Below are 24099 nucleotides of genomic sequence, written 5' to 3'. Positions count from 1 at the left end.
CGTGTACCATCCATTTCCGAATGAGGAAGCCGCGGCCGCCGTCCTGCCGCCTACGCGTCGCGTCAACCTGCCTGCGGCGTGGCCGTGTTCTCTTTCGTATCGCCGCTTTGCCGCTTGACCCGCCTGGAGCCGAGGGCGGGCGCGTGTTCTTCCCAATCCTCCTCGTGGAAATAATGGGCGACAACCTGAAGGCGCGCGTGGGCGCGTACGAGCAAGGTCGCGAACCGGTTCCGGAGCTCCACGGCCTCGGTCGGGCCCGTCGAGGGTTTGGGCGGGGCGTCCGCCGGCCGCAGGTTCGCGACGAGCCAGGAGCCGACCTCGGCGGTCTCGTTGATTTGCGCGTCGGTGATGGGCTGTTTGCCGCTGATGGCCGCGGCGTGTTTGCGGAAGAGGGAGGCGAGGGAAACGCAATCCTCGGCACGATCGCGCAGGCCGCGCCCGGCGGCGATGGCGTCGACCTCGGCCTGGGGGACGATCCCATTCTCGGCGAGGCCCTTGGCGACGGACAGGAGTTTTCCGCGCAGGTCGCGCGCAAGGGAAAGCTTCGCCTGGACGAGCGATTCGCTCGGCGCCTCTTGTTCGGCCGCGAGGGCGGCGTACTTCGTGGCCAGGGCGAGCTCGGGGAGGGCGAGCAGGGAGGCGAGGTCGATATGGGGCAAGTGGGCGGGGATCAAGGCCTGGTGATCGCGGACGACCTTGATGCCGGTCGTGATGTTCACGAGGGCGAGATCCGGGTCGAGGCGATAGGGGAGGACCTCGGAGGCGGGGAGGGCCTTCGCCGCATGCAGGTGCTTTTCGTAGGCTTTTTGGAGATCAGGGTCGGCCATGAAGGGGGCTCCGGTGAAATTTGAGCGATGAAGTGTGGGGGACTGTACATGGTGCCTCGTCGGGGGCACAAGGGGTTCGGGTGAGGGAAGGCACGTTCAGAACAGGATTTGAGGAGAGGGACGGTGGAGGGAAGGAGGATGAAAGATGGTTTACAAGATGGGACGCAGGAGGGAGGCAGGGATGAAAGATGGTTTACAAACGAGGACGGTCGAGGGAAGGGGAGGTGAGAAGGGGTTCTGATGGGGAGCGAATGGCGGGGAGGGAAAGCAGAGATGGTTTACGAAAGGCGAGGGGGGGGAGGGAAGGGGCGGTGGTGGCGGTGGTGAAGAGCGGGCGTGGGCGACCGTTCCTGCTCATGTCTGCAGGTGGGCATGAAAAATGCCGACGAAAAGCCGCCCTCCGGCCACGTCCTTATCGCCGGGATGAAAGTGAATGCGGTCGGTCGTCGGTTTGATCTTCGTATGCCATTCGCAGCGCACCGGACGACCGATGCCAACGGGGACCTTGCTCCCGGCCACGAGGACATGGTCCACGCTCACGTCACGCTCGCGCATGGCCTTTCTGTTGTGGCGAGTCAGATCGCTTTCCCGGCTGGCGTCGACGTGATGGCTGCTGTTCAGGAGCTTCTGCGTTTTGTCGGGCTGGTGGTCCGCCTGCTGGTAGATCGCCTGGAAATGGTCGTTGAGCACAGCGAGGTGCTGCGTCACCTCGGGGCGCACGTCGCGATAGCTGGTGGTGAAGCGTGAGAATTGCGCGCTCAAACCGGGGGCGAATGCGATGTCGGGGAAGGCGTGGGCAGCGTTGGCCATGTAGGCGTCCTTGTCCAGGTCTTCCAGTTCGAAGAGCGAGCGGTAGAAACCGGGAAGCATCTCGCGGGTGGTGAGGAAATGCATCGTTGGCGCGTCGTCGCCTGCTCGCACCTTCGAGAGGCCCAATGGATCCGAACGCAGCCCGAGACAGAGACATGCGGCGCCGTGTCCCTTGTCGAGGAGCGCATGAACGAGGTCGACGGTCGTGACCTCGATCGGAGCGATACCTGTCGGTGGAGTCCATTCCACACACCGATTGAGCGCGACCTGGAGAGCCCGTAGGAGGAGATGCTCGACCTTCAGCTCGGTCGAGGGGCGAAAAAGAAAATCGTAAAGCGGTAACCCGGGAGCGATCTCGATCTCGTAAAGATCCTTCGGGAGGACGATCGGCTCTCCCTTGTTGCGGCACGCCTCGATGAGCGCGATGAAGTCCTGGAGTCGTTCCTCCAGGGTGTCGACGGGTGGAGGGGCGTCGAGTCGGAAGCTCGCCTCCTCGACGAAGAAGCGGGGCAACGTCTCAGCCACGGCGACGCGCCTCCAGAATGGCGGCCATGTCTTTCTCGCTTTGGTCGAAAAAACCTGCCGGCCATACCGAGAGCCCGCCGCGGGCGTTCACCGTGATCGCCTCGGCGCGCTGCCTCTTCCCGTCGTATCCGTGGAAGTACTGGATCAGAACCTGATCGTGGCGCAGGGGGTGGCTGGTGTCGACGGTCGCGAGAAGGATGCCATTCAGGACGTGATCGCTATGCGTCTCGACCAACACCTGGACGCCCGCCGCTGCGAGCATGCCGAGGAACCGGCCCATGCGAGATTGACCCGCAGGGTGCAAATGGGCCTCTGGATTCTCGACGAGGAAAAGCGCGCCCGGTCGGGCGAGCAGGCCACTGACGATGACCGGGAGGGCGTAGCTCACGCCGAATCCGATGTTCGGCGGGCGGAGCCACTCGGTCATGAGCCCGCCGCGCTTGAGGCGGATGGCGCTGATGTTCGTGCCCGGAAAGGTGGTCGCCCGGAGCTCGATCCCCGGCGTGATGTCGCTCAGCCATAGCTCGACCTGCTTGCCGAGCTGGACACCTACCCCGGCCGTGCGGGGGTGGCGTAGCTCTTCGCGGACGCGCGTCAGATCGAGCTCGGCGAGGACCTGAGCGGTGAACTCGCCACGCACGCCGACGTTGCGCACGTTGCTTGCCGTAGGGTCCATCTCCAGCGTGTCCCGCGGCCCCATGCGCTCGGCGTCGAGGTACGTGAGGTCCATGGGGGTAAGACTGGAGGGGCGCTTCGTGATGTGCAGGACGAAGGGCTCATTCTTGCGCTCCTCGAGCTGGAAGACGTGCGTGCTGCCATCGTCGAGCGAAAGCTCGATGTCGACGCTGGTCCGCGCTTCGCTCGTCTGGCAGAGGACATCGAACGTCGTACCCAGGTTGAGGAAAAAAGGGCCGTTCAGCCGGACGTGATCGGCTGGTGTTTCGAGGGCCTGCTGGGCGAGCAGGAGGCTTTGAAGCAGCGAGCTCTTGCCGACTCCATTTGCACCTGCGATCACGGTCAGGGGGCGGAGTTCGATGCTCTCGTCCTGGAAGCACTTGAAGTGCTGGATTCGCAGGTGCGAGATCACGGCTTCGCCTCTTTGACGATCTTCCGTGCGGCCTCGAACCTTAGCTTGACCTTCGCAGGGTCACCGGTGGCGGCGCTGATGGCGTCGATGTATCTAGCGTCGCCGGTCATTTTCTTTCGAGCGGCCTTCACGATCGACGCTTGCCGCGGCTCGAGCTCCTCCCAGGTGGAGTCGGCGAGGACGACAGCCCAGCTCTCGAAGAGAGGACGGTTGATGGGGTTCTTGCCCTCTTCGCTGAGGCGCCACTTTCGAAAGGCACGGTCGCCAAAGAGTTTCTGTGCGACCCTCATGGCGTGCTCGAGATCGACGGCGAGTTCGAGGAGATCCTTGTCGGTGATTTGATTTTTATCGTCGAGCCGTTCGGTTGTTCCGGTAAGAAAATCGTCCATCGAGTTGCTTTCGCCGTACTGGTCCAGGTCGTCCCGGATGAGGCGGAAAGCGCAGAAGCGCAGGATGGCCTCACGATCCGCCATCCGAAGGTGATTCGATAATGCCCAATCCGTAGCCTCGCCGAAGGCCACGGAGGCGTCGTTGGCTTTCTCGTAGACCTTCTTGGGGAGCACACCACCCAACGCCTTGTACTCTTCGAACGGGAGCATGCCGTTATCGCGCAGGTAACGATAGCCACCCGTACACGCCTTCAAGAAATCGCGCGAGCGCGGCTGGCTCATGCAGTGGCGGATCTCCTGGGCTTTGAGGGGTGTGCCGCCCGTGTTGAGACGCTTGAAGATGTCGAATTTGACCTGGCTCGGGGTCTGCGGATCGATGACGTTGACGTTGATCTGTGTCTGCTGGATGCGGCGCTTCCAGTTGGCGTCCAGGTCGTCGAAACGAGCATCGACGACGCCCTCTTCGAGGTACTCGAGATCCTTGAGGGCAAACGCGCCCTTCTTATCCTCCCCACCCCGCACGAAATCGTAGACGGTGGAGAGCCGCTGAAGGCCGTCGACGACGCGCAAGCGACCATCCCCGTCCGCCGAGAAGTAAAAGGCGGGTAGAGGGATGCGCAAAAGAATTGATTCAATGAGACGGCTCTTCTCCCGGGCCTTCCAGACCTTATTTCGCTGGAAGTCCGGCGCGAGGTCGAGATCCCCATCGTCGATCATGTCGCAGATCTGGCGCAGCGAGAACGTCTTGGGATCGACCCGGATCTTGGTGGGATCGTAGGGTTTCGCGGAACCTGCGCCCTCGTCCTCCGCCTCGACGCCGGTCGCCTGGTTCTCCTCGTGCTCTTCAATGATCTTGTCTTCTTCGGGGGGATTCACGCGAGCCATGCAGCGCCTCGGTGCTGGGAGGAATCATCAACACGATCGAGGGATACCTCCATCGCGGGGTTGGTTTCCTACCATGCTTTCTTCGATGGAGGCCAGAGCCTTCACCCACGCCCGCGGCGCTTGCGTGGGGACCTCTTCAACCCGCCTCGTCGGTGCCATCCTGCGCAGGACCTCAGTCGGGAACGTCCAAACATGGACAAGACAGCGGAACGAGGGGAGCATCGAGGTGCCCGACGGGCTGCGGAGCGGGAGATTCGCCGCGCGCCGTCCGACCGAAACGGCACAACCCCATTGTCAAGCCCGGTGGCTTCGGATGAATCGCTTCTCCGAAGAGGACATGCGACACGCGAGGGCGCATGGTCTGGACTCGGGAGCGGGCCCGTCCGCACCCCCCCTGACGCATCGCTTCCTCCGGCCTTCGTTTTCCCGTACCCTCGACCTCGGAGATCACGACAGGATGGGTCAGGCGGATCGGGAGGAGCAACGAGGGGCACTCGAACTCGTGGTGTACGCCGCGGGAGACGAGGGTGCGGCCACCGTTCTGCCGGCTGCGGGCAGCGTCACCATCGGGCGCGGCGAGGGCAACGACGTGCGCATCGACGATGCGTCCGTCTCGCGCCGGCACGCCGTGCTCCACGTCGGGCCCGTGCTTCGCATCGAGGACAAGGGCAGCGCGAACGGGACGTTCGTGCGCACGAGCGAGGACAAAGGCAGCGCCGTCGAGACACGCCGGGTGCATCGCGCGCCGGGCGAGACGTTTGATGTCGAGCTCGGGGATTGTATCGTGCTCGGCTCGGTCATCGCCGTCGTCCGGCGCGCGCGGCACGAGGAAGGGCCGAAGGCGGCCGAGGAGGCGCGGAGGGGCGGCGCGGGGCGCATGATCGTGGAGGATCCCGGGATGCGCGCGCTGCACGAGGAGGCGCGCAGGGCCGCGGGATCCCCGTTCAACGTGCTTCTGCTCGGGGAGACGGGCGTGGGGAAGGAGATCCTCGCGCGGGCCATCCACGAGGCCTCGCCGCGGCGGGCCAAGCCGTTCGTGGCCGTGCACTGCGCCGCGCTCAGCGAGACGTTGCTGGAGAGCGAGCTGTTCGGGCACAAGAAGGGCTCGTTCACCGGCGCGACCGAGGACAAGAAGGGGCTTTTCGAAGCCGCCGATGGGGGGACCGTGCTGCTCGACGAGATCGGCGAGCTCTCGCCGTCGGTGCAGGTCAAGCTCCTGCGCGTGCTCGAAGATCGCGCGGTGCTGCGGATCGGCGCGGTCGCGCCCAAGCCCGTGGACGTGCGGTTCATCGCCGCCACGAACCGGGATCTGGAGGCCGAGGCCCTGCGCGGGGCGTTCCGGCAGGACCTCTTCTACCGGCTGAACGGGATCACGTTCGTCGTGCCGCCGCTGCGCGAGCGGAAGGCGGAGCTCGGGAAGCTCGCCGCGTTTTTTCTCGAAGACGCGTGGAAGAAGCTCGAGCGCAAGGGCACGCCGTCCATCGCGAAGGAGGCGCGGGAGCTGCTCGAACAGCACGCATTTCCGGGCAACGTGCGCGAGCTGAAGAACGCGATGGAGCGGGCCGCGGTGCTCTGCGCCGGGGATACCGTGCTGCCGGAGCATCTGCCGCCGCGGATCGCGCGCTCGTCGGGGCCGCCGCCCGCGCAGGCCGGGGCGCCGGCCACCGTGGTGTCGACGGCGACGCAGCCGATCTCGGAGGTCGACGTGCACGAGGCGCAGAAGCGGCTCGACGAGCGGCAGCGGATCCTCGACGCGCTGGAGAAGTGCGCCCACAACCAGACACGCGCGGCCGAGATGCTGGGGATCTCGCGGCGGACGCTCGTGTCCCGGCTCGAAGAGTACGATCTGCCGCGGCCCAGGAAGAGGTAGAGGGGGCGCGCGATGGCAGAACCGCGTCGTTTCTTCCATCGGGTGATCCTCGGGCTCTTCTGCATCGGCGCGCTGCTCGGCGCCTACGGGGATGGCACCGGCGGCCTCGACGAGCGGGCCTCCCTGCGGCCCGAGACGCCCCCGGCCGGCGGGGCGGGCGGCAGCGGCGGCCTCTGCGAGGGCGAGATCCGGCGCTGCACGAACAACCCGACGCAGCTCTGCGACTGCGGCTACATCTGCCCGGACAAGGAGTGCCTGCCGGCGCCGCCGCACTGCGAGAAGCACGCGGATTGCCCGAGCGCGGTGTGCCTGGGCGGCAAGTGCAAGTGCAGCCAGGTGCCCGGGGTCGACGAGTGCAACCCACGCCTGTCGGACGGGCATTCGTACGCATGCAGCGGCGAGGGCTTCTGCGTGCAGCTCCCCGATCAATGCCAGGGAGACGGGACGGCGTGCGGCATCGAAGGGGTTTGTCGCCGCTCGCAGTGCTACGAGCGGTGCACGTCGGACCGCGATTGCCCCGCGAGCCTCGTCTGCAAGAACGACCGCTTCTGCGGGGCGCCGCTCGTCGCGGACGGGCCGCCGCCGGAGTATTCGTGCAGGGCGCGCGGCGGGGAGGCGGAGGGCCGAGGGGCGTGGCTGTTCGTGCTCGTCGGGGTCGCCGCGGCGCTCAGGGCAAGAAGCCGAAGGTGAGCTGAGGGATCCAGAGCTGCATGAGGCCGTGCGCGGTCTGCAGGCCATACCCAGCCACGTCGGCCGTGGTCTCCGCCGCGCAGGCGACGGCGTCGTCGCCGGAGGGGGGGCACGGGGTCTGCGCGTCGAAGGCGCGGCCATTGAAGGCATTTCCCTGGGTCAGGAAAAGCACGTAGCCGAGGGACAAACCCACGCGGACGCCGCCGAGCTTCGCCTCGATGCCGAGCTCCGGCATGAGGAACGTCGGCGCCGAGCGGAGGACGGTGCTCGTGCCCGAGAACAGGAGCGGGGAGGTGTGGCCCCGATCGTCGCGGCCGATGCCGCTCACCGGATCGGACGATTGCGCGGCGACGAGGCCGAGCGAGCCGCGGAAGACGGCCGTCCACCGCGGCCCGAGGTCGAGCCGATACCCGACCGCCGGTCCCATGAAGGGGCCGCGCAGGGAGAGCCGATGCGAGAGGGTGTACGTGACGGTCGAGAGCCCGTCGCTGACCGGGACGTCCCGCGTGATGGTGCGCTCGAACGTCGATTCCACCGAAAAAAAGCCGGTGAAGAGCTCGACGGAGACGTTGTTCGCCGTGATGTAGCCGCCGCGCGCGCCCGTGAGGAAGCCACGCGCGAAGGGGCAATGGGCCGAGCAAGCGTTCTGCGCGTCGCGCTCGGCATTGCTATCCATGGAGCTGCCGAGCGCGGGGCCGCCGAAGGCCTGGGCAAACCAGCCCTCCGAGCGCGCAGGGATGGGGGGCGGCTGTTCGGTGCCGACGACGATGCGGAGGGATTCGCCGGCCGGCAGGTCGTGATCGAGGAGCACGGCCCGCCGGTTCACGCGCACGGTGTGGCGGCCGGCAGGCAAGTAGAGGGGGCAGGGGCGGGGCAGGGCGCCGATGTCTTTTCCGTCGACGAAGAGGGCGCCTTGCCCGTCGACGACGTGGAGCGTCGCGACGAGCTCGCGCAGCCGCCGGACGTCGTCGATGAGGGCCTTTTGCTCCTCGGGCGTGAGCTCGCTGCGGAATCGATCGAGCACCTCCTCGTAGAGGGGGATCGCCTCGGCGGCGCGGCCGAGCTTGTCGAGGCAAACGGCGGCGTTTTTCGTGTTCGATTTGCGGGGGAAGATGTCGCGGGAGGCGAGGTAGCGGGCGAGCGCGCGTTCGAGCTTGCCTTCGCCTTCGAGCGCGCGGCCCTCCTGGAAGAGCTTTTGCGCCTGGGCCTTGTCCGCGGGCGAGAGGACACGCGCCGGCGGGTAGGGGCCGCAGGCGGACGCCGGGCGCGCGAGGCCGATCGCAGCGGCAGAGGTGAGCACGGCGAGGCCAATTCCGAGGGCGTTTCGGGAGGCGCGTTTCACTAGAACTCGTCGTCCGGTTTCGTCACGGGGCCCTTCACGCCGGCCGGCGCCGTCGTCGAGGCCGCGGCGCCCGTCGGCGTCGGCGTGGCCGTCTCCGGCGGCTCGGGCGTGCTCGCCGGGACCGTGGTCGACGTAGGGGCCGCGGCCGCGTGGGATCCCGGCTTCGGGAACGGATGCGCGCCCGGCGCCACGATCGCGAGCACGGGTTGGGGCGCGCCGGGCGTCGGGGACACGGAGGCCGCGGCGGCAGGGTCGGGCTGCGTGGGGCCGGAGAGCGTTTTGCGGATGCGCTCTTCGAGGTCCTTGTTGAGCTCGGCCGTCGCGCGGACCTCCTCCAGGAGGTTTGCTTTCTCCTTGTCGTTTCGCTCGGCCTCGGCGCGTTCTTTCTGTTCGCGTTCGAGCTTCTCCTGGGCCGCGCGCTCCTCCGCGCGCACGGCCCGCACGTACCCGAGCCCGCCGACGACGACCGACGCCGCGACGATCGCCCCCGCGGTCGCCGCGAGCACCGTGCCGCGCCGGGAGACACGCGCGCTCGTCTGGATGAACCGCTCGGCCGCCGCCGACAAACGGACGGTGTTGGTCCGGAGGAGCTCCTTCGCGAACTCGAGGCGTCGTCCTCGCCAGAGCGTCACGCTTTCGGCGTCGCGGGCGAAGCGCGTGGCGTCGCGCTCGATTTCCTCGGCGAGCATGCGATCGCCCTTCGCCTCGGCGATCCACGACGCGAGCCGCCCCCAGCGCGAGAGCAGCGCCTCGTGGGCGAGCGTGACCGAAGCCCCGGGCCCTTCGGCCGGCACCACGAGCCGCGCCTTGCCGAGCACGGCGATCACGCGGCGCGTGTGCGGCCCCGCGATCGCCGCGAGCTCGTCCACGCTCATCACGCGGCGCGTCCCCTCGGCCGTCGTGAGCGCGAGGAGCACGGCGCGCGCGGCGTCGATCGAGCCTTCCTCGGCCTGCTCCATCGACGCGAGGACCGCCTCGGCGTGCCGTTCGAGCGCGCCCTCGACGCCGCCCACGGCCGTGAGCGCCGACCGCAAGAGCAGCTTCTTCGCCTTGTCGCGCGCGCCCCAGAGCTCGGTCAGCGCGAACTCGACGAGCGGCATCGCGCCCGCCGTGGCGTCGATCCCCGCGAAGAGCTCCTCGGCGAGCGCCGCGTCTTCGAGCGCGTAGCCGTACGACGCGAGTGCGCGCTCGACGCTCTCGCGCCAGTACGTTGGCGAGAGGGGCTCCACGCGGCAGAGGCCACGCGCCATCGTGTTGCCGAGATCCCCCATCGCCAGGAGCAGATGCAAGAGATCACTACGCGCCGCGACGATCACGCGCACGCCGGGCAAGGGCTGCGCGCCGATCCGCACGAGCAGGGCCGCTGCTTCCTCGCGGCTCTCGCCCGAGGAGGTGGTGACGAGCTCTTCGAGCTGATCGACGAAGAGCACGAGGCCCCGCTCTTCCTCGCTCGCGCGGCGGGCCATGGCCTCGCAGAGCGGGCCGGGCGCGAGCGTGGCGGCGTTGGGGATGAACGGCCCGAGCGCGGCGGCGATCGCAAAGCGTGGATCCCGGCCAGGCTCGGCGATGGCCGTGTCCCACACCTCGGGCCAGCCGACGATCCCGCCCTCGGCGAGCGCCGGCAGGAGGCCCGCGCGCGCGAGGCTGGATTTGCCGCTGCCCGAGGGGCCGACGAGCGCGACGAGGCCGCGGCCGCGGCAGAGCTCGATCGCCGCGGCGACCTCGGGCGTGCGGCCGAAGAAGACGTCGCGATCACGCGCTTCGAAGCGGCGCAGGCCCCGGAACGGGCCCTCGTCTTCGTCGGGCAGGACGCGCGCGCGGCCCGCGAGATCACGCCGGATCTGCTCGAAGTGGTGCGCGACCCACGAGGCCCGCGGTGGCCGATCCTCGGGGCGCGGCGCGAGCAGGTGATCGATGAGCGCAGCGAGCGCGCGGGGCACACCCTCGCTGCGCGCGGCGAGGGGCAGCGGCCGCGCGTACCCCGTGAGCACGCCGGGATCGAGCGCGCCGTCGCCGCCGAGGCGCTCGGCGGGAAGCGCGCCCGAGAGGCAGCGGTGGAGCGTGACCCCGAGCGCGTAGAGATCACTCGCGGCCGAGGGCAACGCGCCGGCGCCGAAGACCGCAGGATCGATGTAGCCGTACGTGCCCGTGATGCGGCCCGAGATCCGCGCGGTGGCGGCGAGCGCGCGGGGCGTGGCGCCGCCGTCGTCCGGCCCCGCGGGGATCACGTCTTCGACGGTCGATGGAGTCGAGGACGCCGACGCGATGCCGAAATCGATGAGCTTGTATGCGCCGCCGGCCTCCTCGACGATGTTGCTCGGCTTGACGTCGCGGTGCACGAGGCCTGCGCCGTGGACCGCGGCGAGCGCGGAGGCAATGGCCACGCCGACGCGCAGCGTCTCGTCGACGGAGAGTGTTCCTTCGGCGTCGAGCCGGTCCTCGAGCGATCGGCCGGCGACGTGCTCCATCGCGAGGCCCATGACGCCAGCGGCCTCGTCCACGGCGATCGCGTAGAAGCGCACCACGTTCGGGTGCTCGACGCGGCAAAGCGCGCGGGCTTCTTCGAGGATGCGGCTGCGGTCGTTCGCGTTGACGTCGAGCGAGAACAGCTTGACGGCCGCGGTGCGCAGCTCCGCCTTGCCGTAGGTCTCGCGCGCGAGCCAGACGGGCGCGTAGCCCCCCGCGCCGAGCTGCTCGACGAGGACGAACGGGCCGATGCGCCTCTGCTCCGGGGGGCGCGTGATCAGGCTCGAGAGGGCCGGGTCGAGGGTCTCCAAGGGGTGTTTCGAGGACGAGCTCCGGGGTGCATCCATGGAGCGCGGCGGCCCCGAGGATGCCCGACCCGCGTCGAGGCGTAAAGGGAAGGCCCGTGAGGGAGCCTGCACGAGGCCTTTCCTTGCATGCTCGGCGCGGGGTAGCATCGCGGAGCCCATGGCCTCGAAGCACCTCTCTGCGACTCTCCTTCGTCTCGTCGTGCCCTTCGCGGGGGCATTGTCGTTTGCCAGCGTCGGGTGTGTGGACAACACCGCGGGCGACATGGCGCTCGCCGAGGTGCAGAAGCTCCGGATGGAGGCGCGCGCGACGGAGGCGCGGCTCGCGGCGATCGAAGGGCGGCAGATGTACGCCGGGCAGCAGCTCTCCTACCTCGCCGGTGTCATCGGCGAGGTGGGGCGCGAGGCCGCGGCGCGGGCCGAATCGGTCTCGCGCAAGCAGGACGAAGTCGCGCAGAACATCGAGCGGATCGAGCGGGCGGCCGTCGTCGAGCGGGAGCGCGCGCGCGTGGTGGCCGAGTCGCCGCAGACGATCGCGGCGCGGGCGCAGGCGATGATCGACGCGGGGCAGATCAAGGCGACGGTGAAAAATGGGCGGACGAAGCTCGAAGCGGTGGAGGGGCCCGCTCCGGCTTCGCCGCCGGTCCCGTCACCTGTGTCCGCGTCGCCGCAGGCCCGGAGCGCGGATCTCGAAGACCCGTGGGCCGCGCAGCGCAAGCCGACGGCGCCGACAGCGCCCGCGTCGCCGCCGGTGAAGGCCACGGGGCGGCGGATGTCGGACGACCTTGGTTTTTAGGCACTCCCGCCAGACGACGTCCACATCGTCGGCGTGGCTTCGGGCGCCTCGGTGAGACCACGCAGCACACGCAGCGCGTGGGAGAGCGTGCCCCAGAGAGCCTCGTAGGCCGCGGGTTCGAGCCGGATCGACGTCGCGCCGAGGTGGATCGAGATCACGTTGCACTGTGGGCAGTGGTCGACGCGGGCGACGGGCCCACGCGAGAGCGTCACGGGGGCGCAGGGAGAAGCCTTCGCGGGACAGGACATGGTGCGTGCCTCCTGGGGGTTCGTGCTCGGGTGTCGCGATCGTTGATAATGAAAGTGATGTTCAATATCGATACAGGGTCGAGATGGACCTGTCAAGCGATCTCGTGCGGACGCTTGCGGATCAGTCCTCGTCGTCGGGGGAGGCGGCGCTCGGCGGGGGGATGAGGCGGATGCGGGGGCGGGGCGCGGGCGCGGTGGGGCGCTCGGGCGCGTCGAGGGCGTACACGAAGAGGCGTCCGTTCACGACGAGGAGCGGCGCCTTCGCGAAGAGCTCGGGGTGACAGTCGGGGCTGCGGGCGCGGGTGACGGCGTGGACGACGGCGACGCCGGGGCCGGGGCGCTCGCCGCAGCGAAAACGTTCGAATTCGATGCCGTTCGCTTCGAGCTCGCGCGCCATCATCCAGCCATACCGGTGGTAATACACGGGCCCGAGGTTTCGGGCTTTCAGGGCGGCGGCGACGTCGGCCATGTCCTGCCCCCAGTCCTCGCCGACGACGCTGACCGCGGGACCGAAGACAGGGCCGAGGGTCAGGGCATTAAAATACCCGACGGGGTGGCGAACCCAGGCGATCGCCGAGGCGAAGGTGCCAGCGCCGAGCAGGGCGAGGAGCGTCTGCGTCCGCCGTCGCCCTTCCTCCCATAGCCGCGCGGCGACGATCCCGGCCCCGACGACGAAGAAGGGCATCACGGGCAGGACGTGCCGGACGCCGATGTTGATCTTCGAGCCGATGGAGATCACGAGGAAGAGGCCACACGCGGCGAGGATCGTGCCGGCGACGCGATCCGGCGCGGCGCGGCGGCGGATCGATCGGGCGAGCCCGACGCCGAGCAAGACGAGCACGGCGAGCGGGGTCTTGATCGCGAGCATCACCGGGAAATATCCCGCCCAGCCGCCGCCCGCGCGCATGCCGAGGAAATACGTCGAATGCCCGTCGCGGCTCTGCACCGAGACCATCGACAGGCCAAAGACGTACGTATACGGCAGCGGTACCGGGAGCCAGCGCGGCAGGCGCGCGATCGGCGAGCGCTCCTCCAAAAGTCGCTGCGTCTCCCGCTTCGAGATGTAGCTCTGTGGCTCGGGCTCCGCGAGGATCCGCTCGACCGTCCAGCCGGTCCGCTGAAACCCGTACGCCGCATTGACGGCGAGGACCGTGGCGAGCGTGACGGCGCCGGCGTGCGCGGCGAAGCGCCCGAGCCTTCCGCGTCGGGTGGGCGCGTCTCCGTCGGCGCCGCCTCGCCAGGCGAAGAAAAACCCCAGCGACAGGAGCAGCGGGACCAGGAACGCCGCGCTGTATTTGATGCAGAATGCTGCCGCGATAGCGAGCGTCGTGGTGATCGCCGTGCGGAGGCGCGGCCGCTCGAAATGCTCGGCCGCCTCGCCCACGGCGATCGTCGTGGCCAGGGCGATCGGCAGATCCGTCGTGACGAGCCGGCCGTGCGCGAGCAAGGTCGGGTGCAGGCAATGGAGCCCGAGCGCGAAGAGGGCCGCGTGATCCCCGGCCCGCCGCCGCGCGAAGCGGAACACGTAAAGCCCGAGCAGGAACGAAAAAAACACGTTCACGTGCCGCGCGAGGACGAGCTCGGCCCGCGCCGCCGCCCAGTGCGCCGTGAAATACTGCTCGGCCAGCTTGCCCGTGTCGGCGTCGGCCCACGCTGGAAACGAGGTCAGATCCACGCGGGCGCCGAGCAGCGCGGCGGGCAGCGCGAGGAGCGCGTCCGCGAGCGGCGGATGCGCGTAGCCGAGCCGGGTATCCCCGAGCCACCAGTAGGACAGGCCCCGCACGAGGTGGACCGGCTCGTCCATCGTCGGCGAATCCAGGTGGACACCGACGAGGGAGGTCCCGAGGAGGATCCCGAGGAGCAGCGCGGCGAGCCACAGGATGCGACGTTTGGGGAGGGCTTCGAATGCGGACATCGGCAAAAGCGGCCGGCCGATCGGGGGCGGCCCCATTCCTGTGGAAATCTCCGTGTGGGGGCCGCGAGGCCAGCAAAGTCGGCCGGGATTGTCAAGCGAGGACCGCCCTGCCGGGCATGCCAGGGCTTGCTCGCGTTGCCCCGGCCGGGTAGGGTCGAGCGTGCAGGAACATCGCCTCCCCGAGACCGCCGCGGCCACCTTGCTCTCGCTCGCGAGCCGTTGCCACGCGCGAGGCTGGGCCCAGGCGACGAGCGGCAACTTCTCGGTTCGCCTCGACGCGCACCGCTTCGTCGTCACGAAGAGCGGCCTCGACAAAGGCGCGCTGCGGGCCGAGGACCTGCTTGTTGTCGACCTCGATGGAAACCCGCTGACCGAAGGCCGCCCCTCCGCGGAGACGCCGCTCCACGCACAGATTTACCGGCGTCGTCCGGGCATCACCGCCGTGGCGCACACCCACTCCGTCGCTGCCACGGTCCTGTCCCGCGCCCTCCTCGCCGAGGGGTACGTCGTGCTGTCCGGCTTCGAGATGCTCAAGGCCCTTGTCGGCATCAGCACGCACGAGACGTCGATCCGCCTGCCCATCTTCCCGAACGATCAGGACGTCCCGCGCCTCGCCGCGCAGGTCGACGCGGAGCTCGGCGGCGACGACTGCGTCTACGGCTACCTCCTCGCAGGGCACGGCCTCTATACGTGGGGCGAGAATGTGAACGAGGCGGCGCGGCACGTGGAGGCGATCGAGTTCCTCCTCGAGTGCGTGCTGCACGGCCGCCGTTGAACGAGGCGCCGGTTGCTGTAACGTGCCGGCCCTATGCGTTTTTTGTTTGCGTGGTCATTGACCTCATTCCTGTTGTTGGGCTGCTCGTCGGACAAGGACAGCGCTCGGACGGCCGAGCCTCCGCCGCCGGTGTTCCAGTGGAGCACGCCGGATACGTTCGTGGTCCAGAAGCTCGGCGAGCCCGTCACGTACACGTTGACCGTGACGACGCCCGATGGAAGCCCTTATCCGGCGGAGTATTCGAAGGACATCTCGTTTCCGCGCGGAAGCAACCCGCAGACGGTCATGAAAAAACCGTCGCCCGGCATTTATGAGATCACGGTGAGCCCGAGCCAAGTGGACGAGTACGTGCTCACCGTCCACGTCGGGATCTTCGCTCGTCCTGGCGAACCCGTGAGCGGTTTTGCGCGACTCGACGAATCGCCGCAGCTCTTCGTGGACGTGTGGGGCGGCGCGGCGCTGGATCTCTCGCCCGATGTGGGCAGCCTGGAGCTCGCTGTCGGCGAGCTGCGGCCCGTCGACGGCGTCGGCGTGGCGCCGCTCTCGGGCATTGATTTGTCCGAACAATCCGTCATCGCGGGCGACGACGTCGAGCTCGAGGTGGAGGACACCAGCATCGCCCGCCTCGGCGCGAAGAAGGTCCTCGAAGGGGTGGCGCCCGGGAGCACGGGGCTCTTGTTTCGCGCGGGCGAACGCGTGATTCGTGTGCCCGTCACCGTCACCTCGAAGGCGATGACGAGCGTGCCTCCCGAGAGCTTCGTGCGCTTCAACGACGAGCACACGAGCGAGCCGATGACCTCGATCGAGCCGGACAGCGGCGCCGCGGATGGCACGATCGGCCTGGACCCGAACGGAGCTCCCGTCTTCGCCGTGAAGCTGAAGTTGAGCGGCGTGCGCGCGCAACAAACGGTGTTCAAGGGCGGGCAGCGAGGCGCCGGCATCCGGACCTGGACAGGCACCGGCTACGGCATCGAGCGTATTTCCGCGCCCTGGGAGGACGTGACCAACACGCATGTCACCGTCGACGAGAAAGGCCACATCTACGCCGTGTTCGGCTCGACGACACGCGGCCGTTTCATCCTCGTCGATCGCCCCGGCGAGGGCCCCTTCCACGAATGGCGCCGCCGCGAGTTCGACTCCACGCTCGACGAAATGGCGGGTGTCGGCGACTCCAAGGCCTACCAGGAAGAGCTACGCCATACGCAGCCCGTCTTGATCCCGAAGCCCGGGGGCGGCGTGTACGTCAGTTATGCGGACACGTACGAGTTCCGCACGGCGCGTACCCTCCTCAGGGACGAGGCTGGCAACGGGATCGATTGCTCATGGCGGGTCAAGCTGGTCGAGGTCGACGGAGACGAGCTCAGGACCAAGCTCGTCGTTCGCGCCGATTATGATTATTCGCAGGCCAGTGATTGCGTCTTCGATTATCGGTTGCCGCTGATTCCGGACCCTGTGCGTCAGCTCGTCCTGCTGCCCGCCGCGTCGGGGGAGGAGGGCCCCACCGTCGTGGTCGCGGGGACGCCGCTGCACGCCGTGAACGGCGAATGGGTCGAGAACACAGCGCTCGACTTCCAGCCCAGCACGAACCCCGACGTGCCGCCGCCCGTTGCCTGGGCGCTCTCGGGCCCCGGGCCCGTGCCGAGCGCCACGGGTTGGTACAGCGCCGAGGTGCTCTTCGGACAGCAGGGGCTCACGTCGCCGAAGAACTACGCGAACTGCTTCATGGAGCTCACGCCCTTCGCGAACCCGATGTCGACGCGGGCGGGTGATTATTTGATCGGCGCCGGGCCGAAGCCCCGCGATTTCGACGTGGCGCGTGTAGGCTCCGAAGGCCGCTGCGTCTCGCTCATGTCGGTCTTCCGCCCCCAGGGGGGTTCGGTCGTGGACTTCCTCGACGCCGAATACCTGCGCGGCCTCCAGGGCTCGCCGAAGCGGCTGTACGGCCTCTTCGAGCACAGCGGCTCGCTCGCCATTGCGAGTATACCCGTGCCGCAGACGCCCGACGGGACCGGCGACCTGCCGAGCCGCATCGTGCGCCCCGAGCTGGGCCCGTGGGGAACCTCTCCGATCCACCGACGGACGCCGCCTTTTTGCTCGGTGGTGTCTTCTCGGCGTCGAGCCCCGCCGCTCCGTTCACGCATTCGGGGGAGCGACCGGGCTTCGAGAACAGCGAGGGGGCGCCGCTGCGCCTGCGCGTGCTGGGGAGCAACATCTACGCATTCGCGCACGACGTGGTGGGCTTGCGGGTTTCGAAGAGCTCCGACCTCGGCGCGAGCTGGTCCAGCGTGGCCCTGTTGCCTGCCGCGGGCGTTTTCAGCGGGCTCGAAGCCGAGGTGTTCGCCACCGGCGAAGCCTTCGCGGCGATCACCGTCGACGATGTCGCCAAGGTCTACTTGCAGCCGTCCGTCGCCGCGCCATCTGCCTTCACGGAGCTCTCCGCGGGAGCCGTGTCGTTTCAGGGCAAGCAGACCCGAGCGGTGAAGCTGATCCGGGACGGCGAGGAGCTGGTGCGCGTCGGCCTGGGCTCCGGGGTGACCGTCCATCGTTATTCCAAGACCGGAGAGCTCATCTCGGCGACGCAGCTCGTCCTGTCGGCGCCAGGCTTTTCCGTGTCGAGCGTGCTGCACGCCGTGCTGGACTCGCAAGGCCGCGTGGTGCTCCTCAATCGCAAGAATGAAGCCGAGACGGTGACGCTCCGCTTGTTGCGACCCGGCGCGTCGGACACGACGACGCTGGCCGTCTTCGAGGGCCTCGGCACGGACGGCTTCATGATGGAGAAGCTCGCCGACGGTCGCCTTGCGCTCGTGGCCCAACGAGCCGTCGACGCTGCGCACACGCGTGTCTTCGGCGCGATCTCGTCCGACGACGGCGCGACCTTCGGCGACGAGCTCCCCCTGCTCGTCGACCGCGGCCCCTACCAAGTCCCTCTCGGCGTCGCCCAGAACGGGACCGAGCTGTTGGTCCTGGCCAAAGACACCTGGCAAGCCGGCTTCCCCGCAGGGCTGTCGCACGGTGGGCGCTTCGATTTCCAGACGGTGCGCTGGTCGCCGTAGCATCCCGCGGGGAGCCCGGCGCCGGTCCTCCCGGCGCGCCGCCTCTTTCCGTCATGGAATCTTCGCGGTTTTGTAATAAAAGCAAACGAGTTGGTAACATCGCCGCGACGAAGTCGTAACGAATTCGTCACCGAAGTCGCCTAGCGTGGTGGGCCAGAAGAAGAAAGGCCGGGACGTCCCCGGAATCCTTCCATGTCGCTCGCACGTCTGGCCGCGCGCTCGGCCCTCGCCGCGGTTTTTGGTCTTCTTTTGTCTCCGCGTTCGGCCGCGGCGGATGTCCCCGCTGCGCCCCGATCGGAGATCGCGCTGGCCACGATTCCACCGGCGGAGCCCGCCGCGGTCAAACCTGCGCCGAAGCCCGCGACCAAGCCCCCCGCGCCGAAGCCCGGCGAGGGCGCGGGCAAGGCCTCGCAGCACTGGTACGACAAGATCAAGATCCGCGGCTACTCGCAGGTCCGTTACAACCAGCTCGGCGCGACGAACGAGCGGCTCGTCAACACCCAGGGCGACCGCTCGATCGGCAAGGACGGCGGCTTTTTGATCCGCCGCGCCCGCCTCATCGTCCAGGGCGACGTGCACGAGCGCGTCTTCGTGTACATCCAGCCCGATTTTGCGAGCGTCGTCTCCGATCAGTACCACGTCCCCACGCTGCGCGACTGGTATGCGGACATCGCCCTCGACAAGAAAAAAGAGTTCCGCTTCCGCGTCGGCCAGTCGAAGGTGCCGTACGGCTTCGAGAACATGCAATCGAGCCAGAACCGCGCGCCGCTCGATCGCTCGGATGCATTGAACAGCGCCGTCAAGGACGAGCGGGATCTCGGCATCTTTTTCTACTGGGCCCCGGAGCGCATTCGCAAGCGGTTCAAGGCGCTCGTCGACGACGGCCTCAAGGGCTCGGGGGATTACGGCGTCGTCGCGCTCGGCGTGTACAATGGCCAGACCGCGAACCAGAAGGAGCGGAACGACACGCCGCACGTCGTCGGTCGTATCACGTGGCCCTTCCAGATCGGACGTCAGATCGTGGAGATCGGCGGCGGCGGGTATGCCGGCAAGTTCGTCGTGAAGACCTCGGACGACATCACGGCCCCGGACGAGATCCGCGACGTCCGCGCCCACGCCTCGTTCGTCCTGTACCCGCAGCCGTTTGGCCTCCAGGCCGAATACAACATCGGCCGCGGGCCGGAGCTCGTGGGCGATCGTGTCGTCGAGCGGCCGCTCCACGGCGGGTACGTCATGGCCATGGCCAAGATCGGCAACTTCCTACCCTACGTACGCGGCGTGATGTACGACGGCGGGCGCAAATTCGAGACGAACGCGCCGCATTACAAGATCCGCGAGCTGGAGATGGGCGTCGAGTGGCAGCCCATCCCCGCCGTCGAGGCCACCGCGGCGTACGCGATCGCCGAGCGCACCTACCCGGAGCCGCCTTACCCGCAGGAGAGCGGGCGCCTCCTGCGCCTGCAGATTCAGGTCAATTACTGAGCGCGTGAACGTGCTTGCAGAAAGGATCGGTTTGGGTCGATCCTCCCTGCGTGAGCTCGATCCATGTCTTTCGGGAAAACGATCCCCGAGCGCCCGTTCGTGCCTCGCAAGACCACGCCGAGATCGCGGCGATCCTGCGTGAGGTCGGCGTTCGTTTCGAGGCCTGGGAGGCTTCCTTTTCGTTCACGCCTTCGGCCACCGCGGAGGAGATCCTCGCCGCATACCAGGAGCCGATTGAAAAGCTCTGCCGCGAGGGCGGGTATCCCTCGGTCGACGTCGCGCGCCTCTCGCCGGATCCGAGCGATCCCGCCTGGCCCGCGAAGGCCCAGGCCGCGCGCGAAAAATTCCTCGAAGAGCACACGCACGGCGAGGACGAGGTCCGCTTCTTCGTGCACGGCGCCGGCGTGTTTTACCTGCGCCTCGCCGGGCAGGTGCTCGCCGTGTGTTGCGCGCGAGGCGATCTCATCTCGGTTCCTGCCGGCACGCGGCACTGGTTCGACATGGGCACGCAGTCAGAGTTCTGCGCCATCCGATTCTTCGGCACGCCCGAGGGCTGGGTCGCCTCCTTCACGGGCGACGCCATCGCGCGGCGTTTCCCCGACGCCGACACCCTCACGCGAGGCGCGCCGTGGTGAAGCGCATCGTCACGGACATCGAGGGCACCACCACGTCCATCTCCTTCGTGACGGACACGCTCTTTGCCCATGCGCGGGCGTCGCTCGTGTCGTTCGTCCGGACGCACGCCGGCGAGGCGCGTGTGGTTTCGGCGCTCGACGCGGCGCGGACGGAGGCGGGCGATCCGAGCCTGTCCGATACGGCGGTGCTTACGCTCTGGCTCCGGTGGATCGACGAGGACCGCAAGGCGACGTCGCTCAAGGCGATCCAGGGCATGATCTGGGAGGAGGGTTATCACGCGGGGGCGTATCGATCCCACGTGTACGCGGACGTCCCCGGCGCGCTCGCGCGGTGGAAGGCGCGGGGGATCGGGCTCGCCGTGTTCTCGTCCGGATCGGTGCTCGCGCAACGGCTCCTCTTCGGGCACACGATCGAGGGGGATCTCGCGGGCCTCTTCGACGGGTGGTTCGACACGACGACCGGCAAGAAGGCCGATCCCGCGTCGTACGCGCGCATCGCGGCCGCGCTCGAGGTCGCGCCGCACGAGGTGCTTTTCCTGTCGGACGTGAAGGCCGAGCTCGACGCCGCGCGCGCGGCCGGGCTCCTGCGCGTCGGGCTCGCGCGGGACGGCGCTCCGCCCCTCGTGGATCACCCGACGGCGCGAAGCTTCGACGACATCGTGATCGAAGGGGATTCCGTGCTCGTGGGCTGATTAGCGCGCGAGCTTGCGGACGAGCCACTCCGAAGCTTCGCGGATCACCTCGTCCCGGTTCGTCTCGTTGAACAGCTCGTGGCGCGCGCCCGGGTAGACGCGGTACGTCACGTCGGAGAGGCCCGCCTTCGCGTACGCGTCGAGCAGCCCGCGCAGGTTCTTCGTCCGCTCGTGGACCGGGTCCTCGGAGCCGGCGACCACGCAGATCGGCAGGTCCTTCGGAAGACGAGCGAGCGCGTCCGGGCGCGCGAGCGTGCCCATCGCGCCGAGGAGCTGCACCCATAACGTCGTCGTGGCCGAGAAGCCGCATCGCGCGTCGGCGACGTACTTGTCGACCTCGGCCGCGTCGCGGGAAAGCCAGTCGTAGGGCGTGCGGTTCGGGCTGAAGGTCCGGTTCCACGCGTCGAACGACATCCCCTGGATCACCACGCTCTTGCCGCGCTCGCCGAGCCGCGCGCGCTCCGCCTTCGCCACGAGCACGCCCGCCCGCGCCATGAGGCTCGGCGGTCCGTTCGTCCCCGAAAGGAGCACGGCGCCGAGCTTGCCGCCCTCCGCGGGCAGCACGCCCTGCGCGATGAGCGAGCCCATCGAATGACCGAGGAGCGCCTGCTTGAGGCCCGGGTAGGCGGTGCGGGCGCGGGCGATCAGGCCGCGCAGGTCGGCGACGACGCGGCCGAAGCCGTCGCCGGGGCCGAAGTAGCCGAGCTCGTCGTCGGACTTCGCGGTGCTCCCGTGACCGCGGTGGTCGTGGGCCTCGACGACGAGGCCGCGCGTGGTGAGGGCCTCGGCGAGGCGCGTGTAGCGGGCGCCGTGCTCGCTCATGCCGTGCGACACGTGGACGACGCCGCGGACTTCCGTGCCTTCGTCGGGGGAGAAGACGTGCACGAAGATCGGCTTGCCGTCGTCGGCGATCCATTCGAACGAGGAGGTACGCATGCGGGCGGCGGCCGTTCTACACATGGTCTCGGGCGGATGGGAAGAACCTGTGTGTCCGAGGCGAGAACGTCACGTCCGCGAAAGAACACTTGCGGTGGTCAGGATTTCCCGGTAGAGGCACGCCCGCCCGATCTTCCGAGCTCGTCCCCGTGGGGTGCTTGCGCCCCGACCCCCGGGGGCTCGGATCGTGCAGAGGAGCAGGTAGACCCCGCGATGCGATCCAAAACAGCCGATCCGACCGATGGTCAACGCAGGCCCCGCCGTGGTCGTGAGAAGTGGGTACGGCGGTGGGGCCGGATCGAGCGGGACGACCTCGAGGCACTCGTGGCAGAGCTCGAAGGGGGCGACGAAGTGGACGAGATGGCGGCAGCCTCGGCAGCGTGGCTCGACGCGATCTCGAAGGTGTCGGGGGCGATTCTCTGTGGCGCGACGCTCGTCACGGAGACCTACCTCGTGGGGCCTCTGCCGACAGGCGAGGAGCTCGCGAAGTTCGGGTGCAAGAGCGTTCGTGACGGCCGGATGATCGAGGTGTTCCAGGCGTTCGACGAGGGCGGGCTCGATGAGCGTGGCCCCTACGCCGTGACGCATCGGGAGCGCGATTGGTCGGCGTTCGGCGCGGCGCGCGCCTTCGTGGATTCGGTCGGGCCGAAAAACGCGATGCTGGCGCTGCAAGCGCTGCACGAGGCGAAGACCGCGCAGCGCCCTGCGGCGCGGCCCCGGCCGCCGGTGGTCATCGAGGTTGTCCGGGCGTAACCCTGCTCAGAGCGGGGAATCGAACAGGCACCGCGTGATCGGGACGCCGACGTCCGCCCACACATACAGATAATATTTCGTGCCCGGGACGAGCTTCTCGGGGCTGCCGTCTGCGGGGTAGCTCTGCTTCGTATTCGGCAGAACCTCGCCGTAGGTGATACCGCTCTTCACAGGTGCGGCGTTCGAGGCCACGTCGAGGCGCCACATCGTCCCCTCGGGCAGGTCGAGGTTCGGCGGCACGCCCGGGTTCTTCGCGTCCGCCGATAAGACGTAAACGTAACGGGCGTCTCCGCCGGTCCAGGTGATCTTGCCGGCGGCGTCCACGCCCTGGCCGGCGTCGCAATCGCTCGGCACGTAAAGGCTCTGTTCATACAGCGGCCCGCCGAACGGGGTTTCGTTCGCAAAATCCTCCTTCTCGAATCCGCGGCGGAGAAGCTCGCCCTCGAAAAACGCGACCATCCTTGCCGGGTCCGTGGTCGGCAGGCCGGCGACGTCGCGGGAAAAACCGTTGTTCTGGTCCGGCGGATAGGCGCCGAGCGCGTCCGAGGAGACCCAGCCGGCCGCGAGCGCGAGGCCCGTCGGATAAAAGCTGTCGGTCCAGATCGGGCCGGCCTCGATGTACCAGTTCGACGGACCTTCGGCAGGCGCGGCCTTCTGCGAGTGGCAACAGACGCAGCCGCAGGCCTCGACTTGCTCGGTCACCCACGCGAGCTCGCCGAGCCATTGCGGGTCCGAAAGGCGCGGATCGCCCTCGGGCGTCTTGAAATCGGAGGGCGGGGCCGGCCAGTAAGGGCGTTGCGTGAGGACCTGCTCGCAGGACGCGTACTCCGCGAAGTTGCGGCCGGGCTCGGTGCAGCCCGAGATCGCGCCGAACGTGCAGACCTTGCCGCCGCTCTGGCCCGCGGGCTCGCCGGCTTTCGGGTCCACGCACACCTCGGTGGGCCATTGAAACACCGAACCCGCCGGATCGGGGTCGCCCGGGTCATCGACCACGCCCTCGCACGCGTCGGGCACGAACTTGCCGCCGCCGAAGAGCTCGCAGCCGCGCTGGGTCGAGGTGCATTGCGTCGTGTCTCCGCCGGGGAAGACGATGCTGGTTTCGTCGTCCGTCCCGCCGTCGAGCACGCACCGGCCGAGCGTCGTCGGATAGGTACAGCGCTCCGCTTTCGTGAAGGTCGACTTTCCCTGCGCCTTGCAATCGGCCTCCGCGGTCTCTGCGGACCAGCCTTTGCCGGTGTAATCGCGGCACTCTTCGGCCTGGGTGAAGGGGCTCGTGTAGACGCAACGACCCGGCGCCGCGGCGGCGGGCTCCGGGCCCGGCCCGGCCTTCTCCTCGGCCTTCTGACAGGCGCCGAGCCCTCCGAGGGACGAAACGAGCAGCGCTGCGCCCAGCATCACGTGCGGAGAACGGAGGAGCTCTTGTTTCACGGTCGGTACTCCTGAACCTGGCCTTCGAACGAAGGGTGGATGTGGTCTTGCTCGCTGTTTTGTGCAGCGAACGTTCTATGTAATATCGTTTGTTCATGGAGTGTGCAAACTTTGTCTAAACTTTTGTACACACGAAGTGATAAAGGACACGTTCGTGTCCAGGCGGCGGCACGGTGGAGGGGAGCTAGGA

General features: G+C 68.4%; 20 protein-coding genes. 10 read left to right on the top strand and 10 right to left on the bottom strand.

Going from position 1 to position 24099, the window contains the following annotated elements; genetic code table 11:
• Positions 1-62 precede the first annotated feature (62 nt).
• From POL67_RS30300 to POL67_RS30285, 4 genes are all read right to left on the bottom strand, one after another.
• A complete protein-coding gene (locus POL67_RS30300) occupies positions 63-827 on the bottom strand; it encodes a hypothetical protein (protein ID WP_271923415.1) in 765 nt (254 codons plus the stop codon).
• A gap of 354 nt (positions 828-1181) precedes the next feature.
• Complete coding sequence (locus tag POL67_RS30295; protein ID WP_271923413.1) at positions 1182-2150, bottom strand: hypothetical protein; 969 nt, start codon at positions 2148-2150, stop codon at positions 1182-1184.
• A 4-nt stretch (positions 2151-2154) separates the two neighbouring features.
• A complete protein-coding gene (locus POL67_RS30290; protein ID WP_271923411.1) occupies positions 2155-3249 on the bottom strand; it encodes a DUF3696 domain-containing protein in 1095 nt (364 codons plus the stop codon).
• The gene (locus POL67_RS30285) at positions 3246-4523 is read right to left on the bottom strand and encodes a DUF262 domain-containing protein (protein WP_271923409.1); all 1278 of its coding nucleotides are present in this window, start codon (positions 4521-4523) and stop codon (positions 3246-3248) included. The genes POL67_RS30290 and POL67_RS30285 overlap by 4 nt, the downstream gene beginning before the upstream one ends.
• 457 nt (positions 4524-4980) lie before the next feature.
• Between POL67_RS30285 and POL67_RS30280 the strand changes: the two genes are divergently transcribed.
• Both POL67_RS30280 and POL67_RS30275 read left to right on the top strand, forming a co-directional pair.
• A complete protein-coding gene (locus POL67_RS30280; protein ID WP_271923407.1) occupies positions 4981-6393 on the top strand; it encodes a sigma 54-interacting transcriptional regulator in 1413 nt (470 codons plus the stop codon).
• A gap of 12 nt (positions 6394-6405) precedes the next feature.
• The gene (locus POL67_RS30275) at positions 6406-7083 is read left to right on the top strand and encodes a hypothetical protein (RefSeq protein ID WP_271923405.1); all 678 of its coding nucleotides are present in this window, start codon (positions 6406-6408) and stop codon (positions 7081-7083) included.
• Here POL67_RS30275 and POL67_RS30270 read toward each other — a convergent pair.
• Both POL67_RS30270 and POL67_RS30265 read right to left on the bottom strand, forming a co-directional pair.
• Complete coding sequence (locus POL67_RS30270) at positions 7061-8383, bottom strand: tetratricopeptide repeat protein (RefSeq protein WP_271923403.1); 1323 nt, start codon at positions 8381-8383, stop codon at positions 7061-7063. The two genes, POL67_RS30275 and POL67_RS30270, sit on opposite strands and share 23 nt — an antisense overlap.
• Before the next feature lie 41 nt (positions 8384-8424).
• Positions 8425-11202, bottom strand: coding sequence for an nSTAND1 domain-containing NTPase (locus tag POL67_RS30265; RefSeq protein WP_271923401.1), 2778 nt, complete (start codon positions 11200-11202; stop codon positions 8425-8427).
• Positions 11203-11356: 154 nt separating this feature from the next.
• Here POL67_RS30265 and POL67_RS30260 point away from each other — a divergent pair, with 154 nt between their 5' ends.
• Entirely contained in the window at positions 11357-11992 is a 636-nt protein-coding gene (locus tag POL67_RS30260) for a hypothetical protein (RefSeq protein WP_271923399.1), read from the top strand.
• Here POL67_RS30260 and POL67_RS30255 read toward each other — a convergent pair.
• Positions 11989-12240, bottom strand: a complete 252-nt coding sequence (locus tag POL67_RS30255) for a hypothetical protein (RefSeq protein WP_271923397.1) — start codon at positions 12238-12240, stop codon at positions 11989-11991. The genes POL67_RS30260 and POL67_RS30255 overlap by 4 nt on opposite strands.
• Positions 12241-12361: 121 nt before the next feature.
• The gene (locus tag POL67_RS30250) at positions 12362-14191 is read right to left on the bottom strand and encodes a glycosyltransferase family 39 protein (RefSeq protein ID WP_271923394.1); all 1830 of its coding nucleotides are present in this window, start codon (positions 14189-14191) and stop codon (positions 12362-12364) included.
• A gap of 124 nt (positions 14192-14315) precedes the next feature.
• Here POL67_RS30250 and POL67_RS30245 point away from each other — a divergent pair, with 124 nt between their 5' ends.
• From POL67_RS30245 to mtnC, 6 genes are all read left to right on the top strand, one after another.
• Positions 14316-14930, top strand: a complete 615-nt coding sequence (locus POL67_RS30245) for a methylthioribulose 1-phosphate dehydratase (protein ID WP_271923392.1) — start codon at positions 14316-14318, stop codon at positions 14928-14930.
• A gap of 33 nt (positions 14931-14963) precedes the next feature.
• Complete coding sequence (locus tag POL67_RS30240; RefSeq protein ID WP_271923390.1) at positions 14964-17411, top strand: hypothetical protein; 2448 nt, start codon at positions 14964-14966, stop codon at positions 17409-17411.
• Positions 17408-17983 (top strand): hypothetical protein, encoded by a 576-nt coding sequence (locus POL67_RS30235; protein WP_271923388.1) that lies wholly within the window; start codon positions 17408-17410, stop codon positions 17981-17983. Before POL67_RS30240 ends, POL67_RS30235 begins: the two co-directional genes overlap by 4 nt.
• Positions 17984-18175: 192 nt before the next feature.
• Positions 18176-19465 carry a porin gene (locus POL67_RS30230; RefSeq protein ID WP_271923386.1) on the top strand — a complete coding sequence of 430 codons (1290 nt, stop codon included), beginning with the start codon at positions 18176-18178 and terminating at the stop codon, positions 19463-19465.
• Between the two features lie 50 nt (positions 19466-19515).
• Entirely contained in the window at positions 19516-20100 is a 585-nt protein-coding gene (locus POL67_RS30225) for a 1,2-dihydroxy-3-keto-5-methylthiopentene dioxygenase (RefSeq protein WP_271923384.1), read from the top strand.
• Positions 20094-20792, top strand: coding sequence for an acireductone synthase (gene mtnC / locus POL67_RS30220; RefSeq protein WP_271923382.1), 699 nt, complete (start codon positions 20094-20096; stop codon positions 20790-20792). The genes POL67_RS30225 and mtnC overlap by 7 nt, the downstream gene beginning before the upstream one ends.
• On the opposite strand, the gene POL67_RS30215 is transcribed toward mtnC, so the two are convergent.
• Positions 20793-21728 (bottom strand): alpha/beta fold hydrolase, encoded by a 936-nt coding sequence (locus POL67_RS30215; RefSeq protein WP_271923380.1) that lies wholly within the window; start codon positions 21726-21728, stop codon positions 20793-20795.
• 213 nt (positions 21729-21941) lie between these two features.
• On the opposite strand from POL67_RS30215, the gene POL67_RS30210 reads away from it, so the two are divergent.
• Positions 21942-22481, top strand: a complete 540-nt coding sequence (locus POL67_RS30210) for a hypothetical protein (protein ID WP_271923378.1) — start codon at positions 21942-21944, stop codon at positions 22479-22481.
• A 6-nt stretch (positions 22482-22487) separates the two neighbouring features.
• Here POL67_RS30210 and POL67_RS30205 read toward each other — a convergent pair whose 3' ends face one another.
• The gene (locus POL67_RS30205; protein WP_271923376.1) at positions 22488-23909 is read right to left on the bottom strand and encodes a proteinase inhibitor; all 1422 of its coding nucleotides are present in this window, start codon (positions 23907-23909) and stop codon (positions 22488-22490) included.
• Positions 23910-24099: the final 190 nt, after the last annotated feature.

Source organism: Polyangium mundeleinium, from assembly GCF_028369105.1.
In the GTDB taxonomy this organism is placed as follows: Bacteria; Myxococcota_A; Polyangia; order Polyangiales; family Polyangiaceae; genus Polyangium; species Polyangium mundeleinium.
Note: the sequence above shows the minus strand (reverse complement) of the source record. Positions and strands in the feature narration are given on the sequence as shown.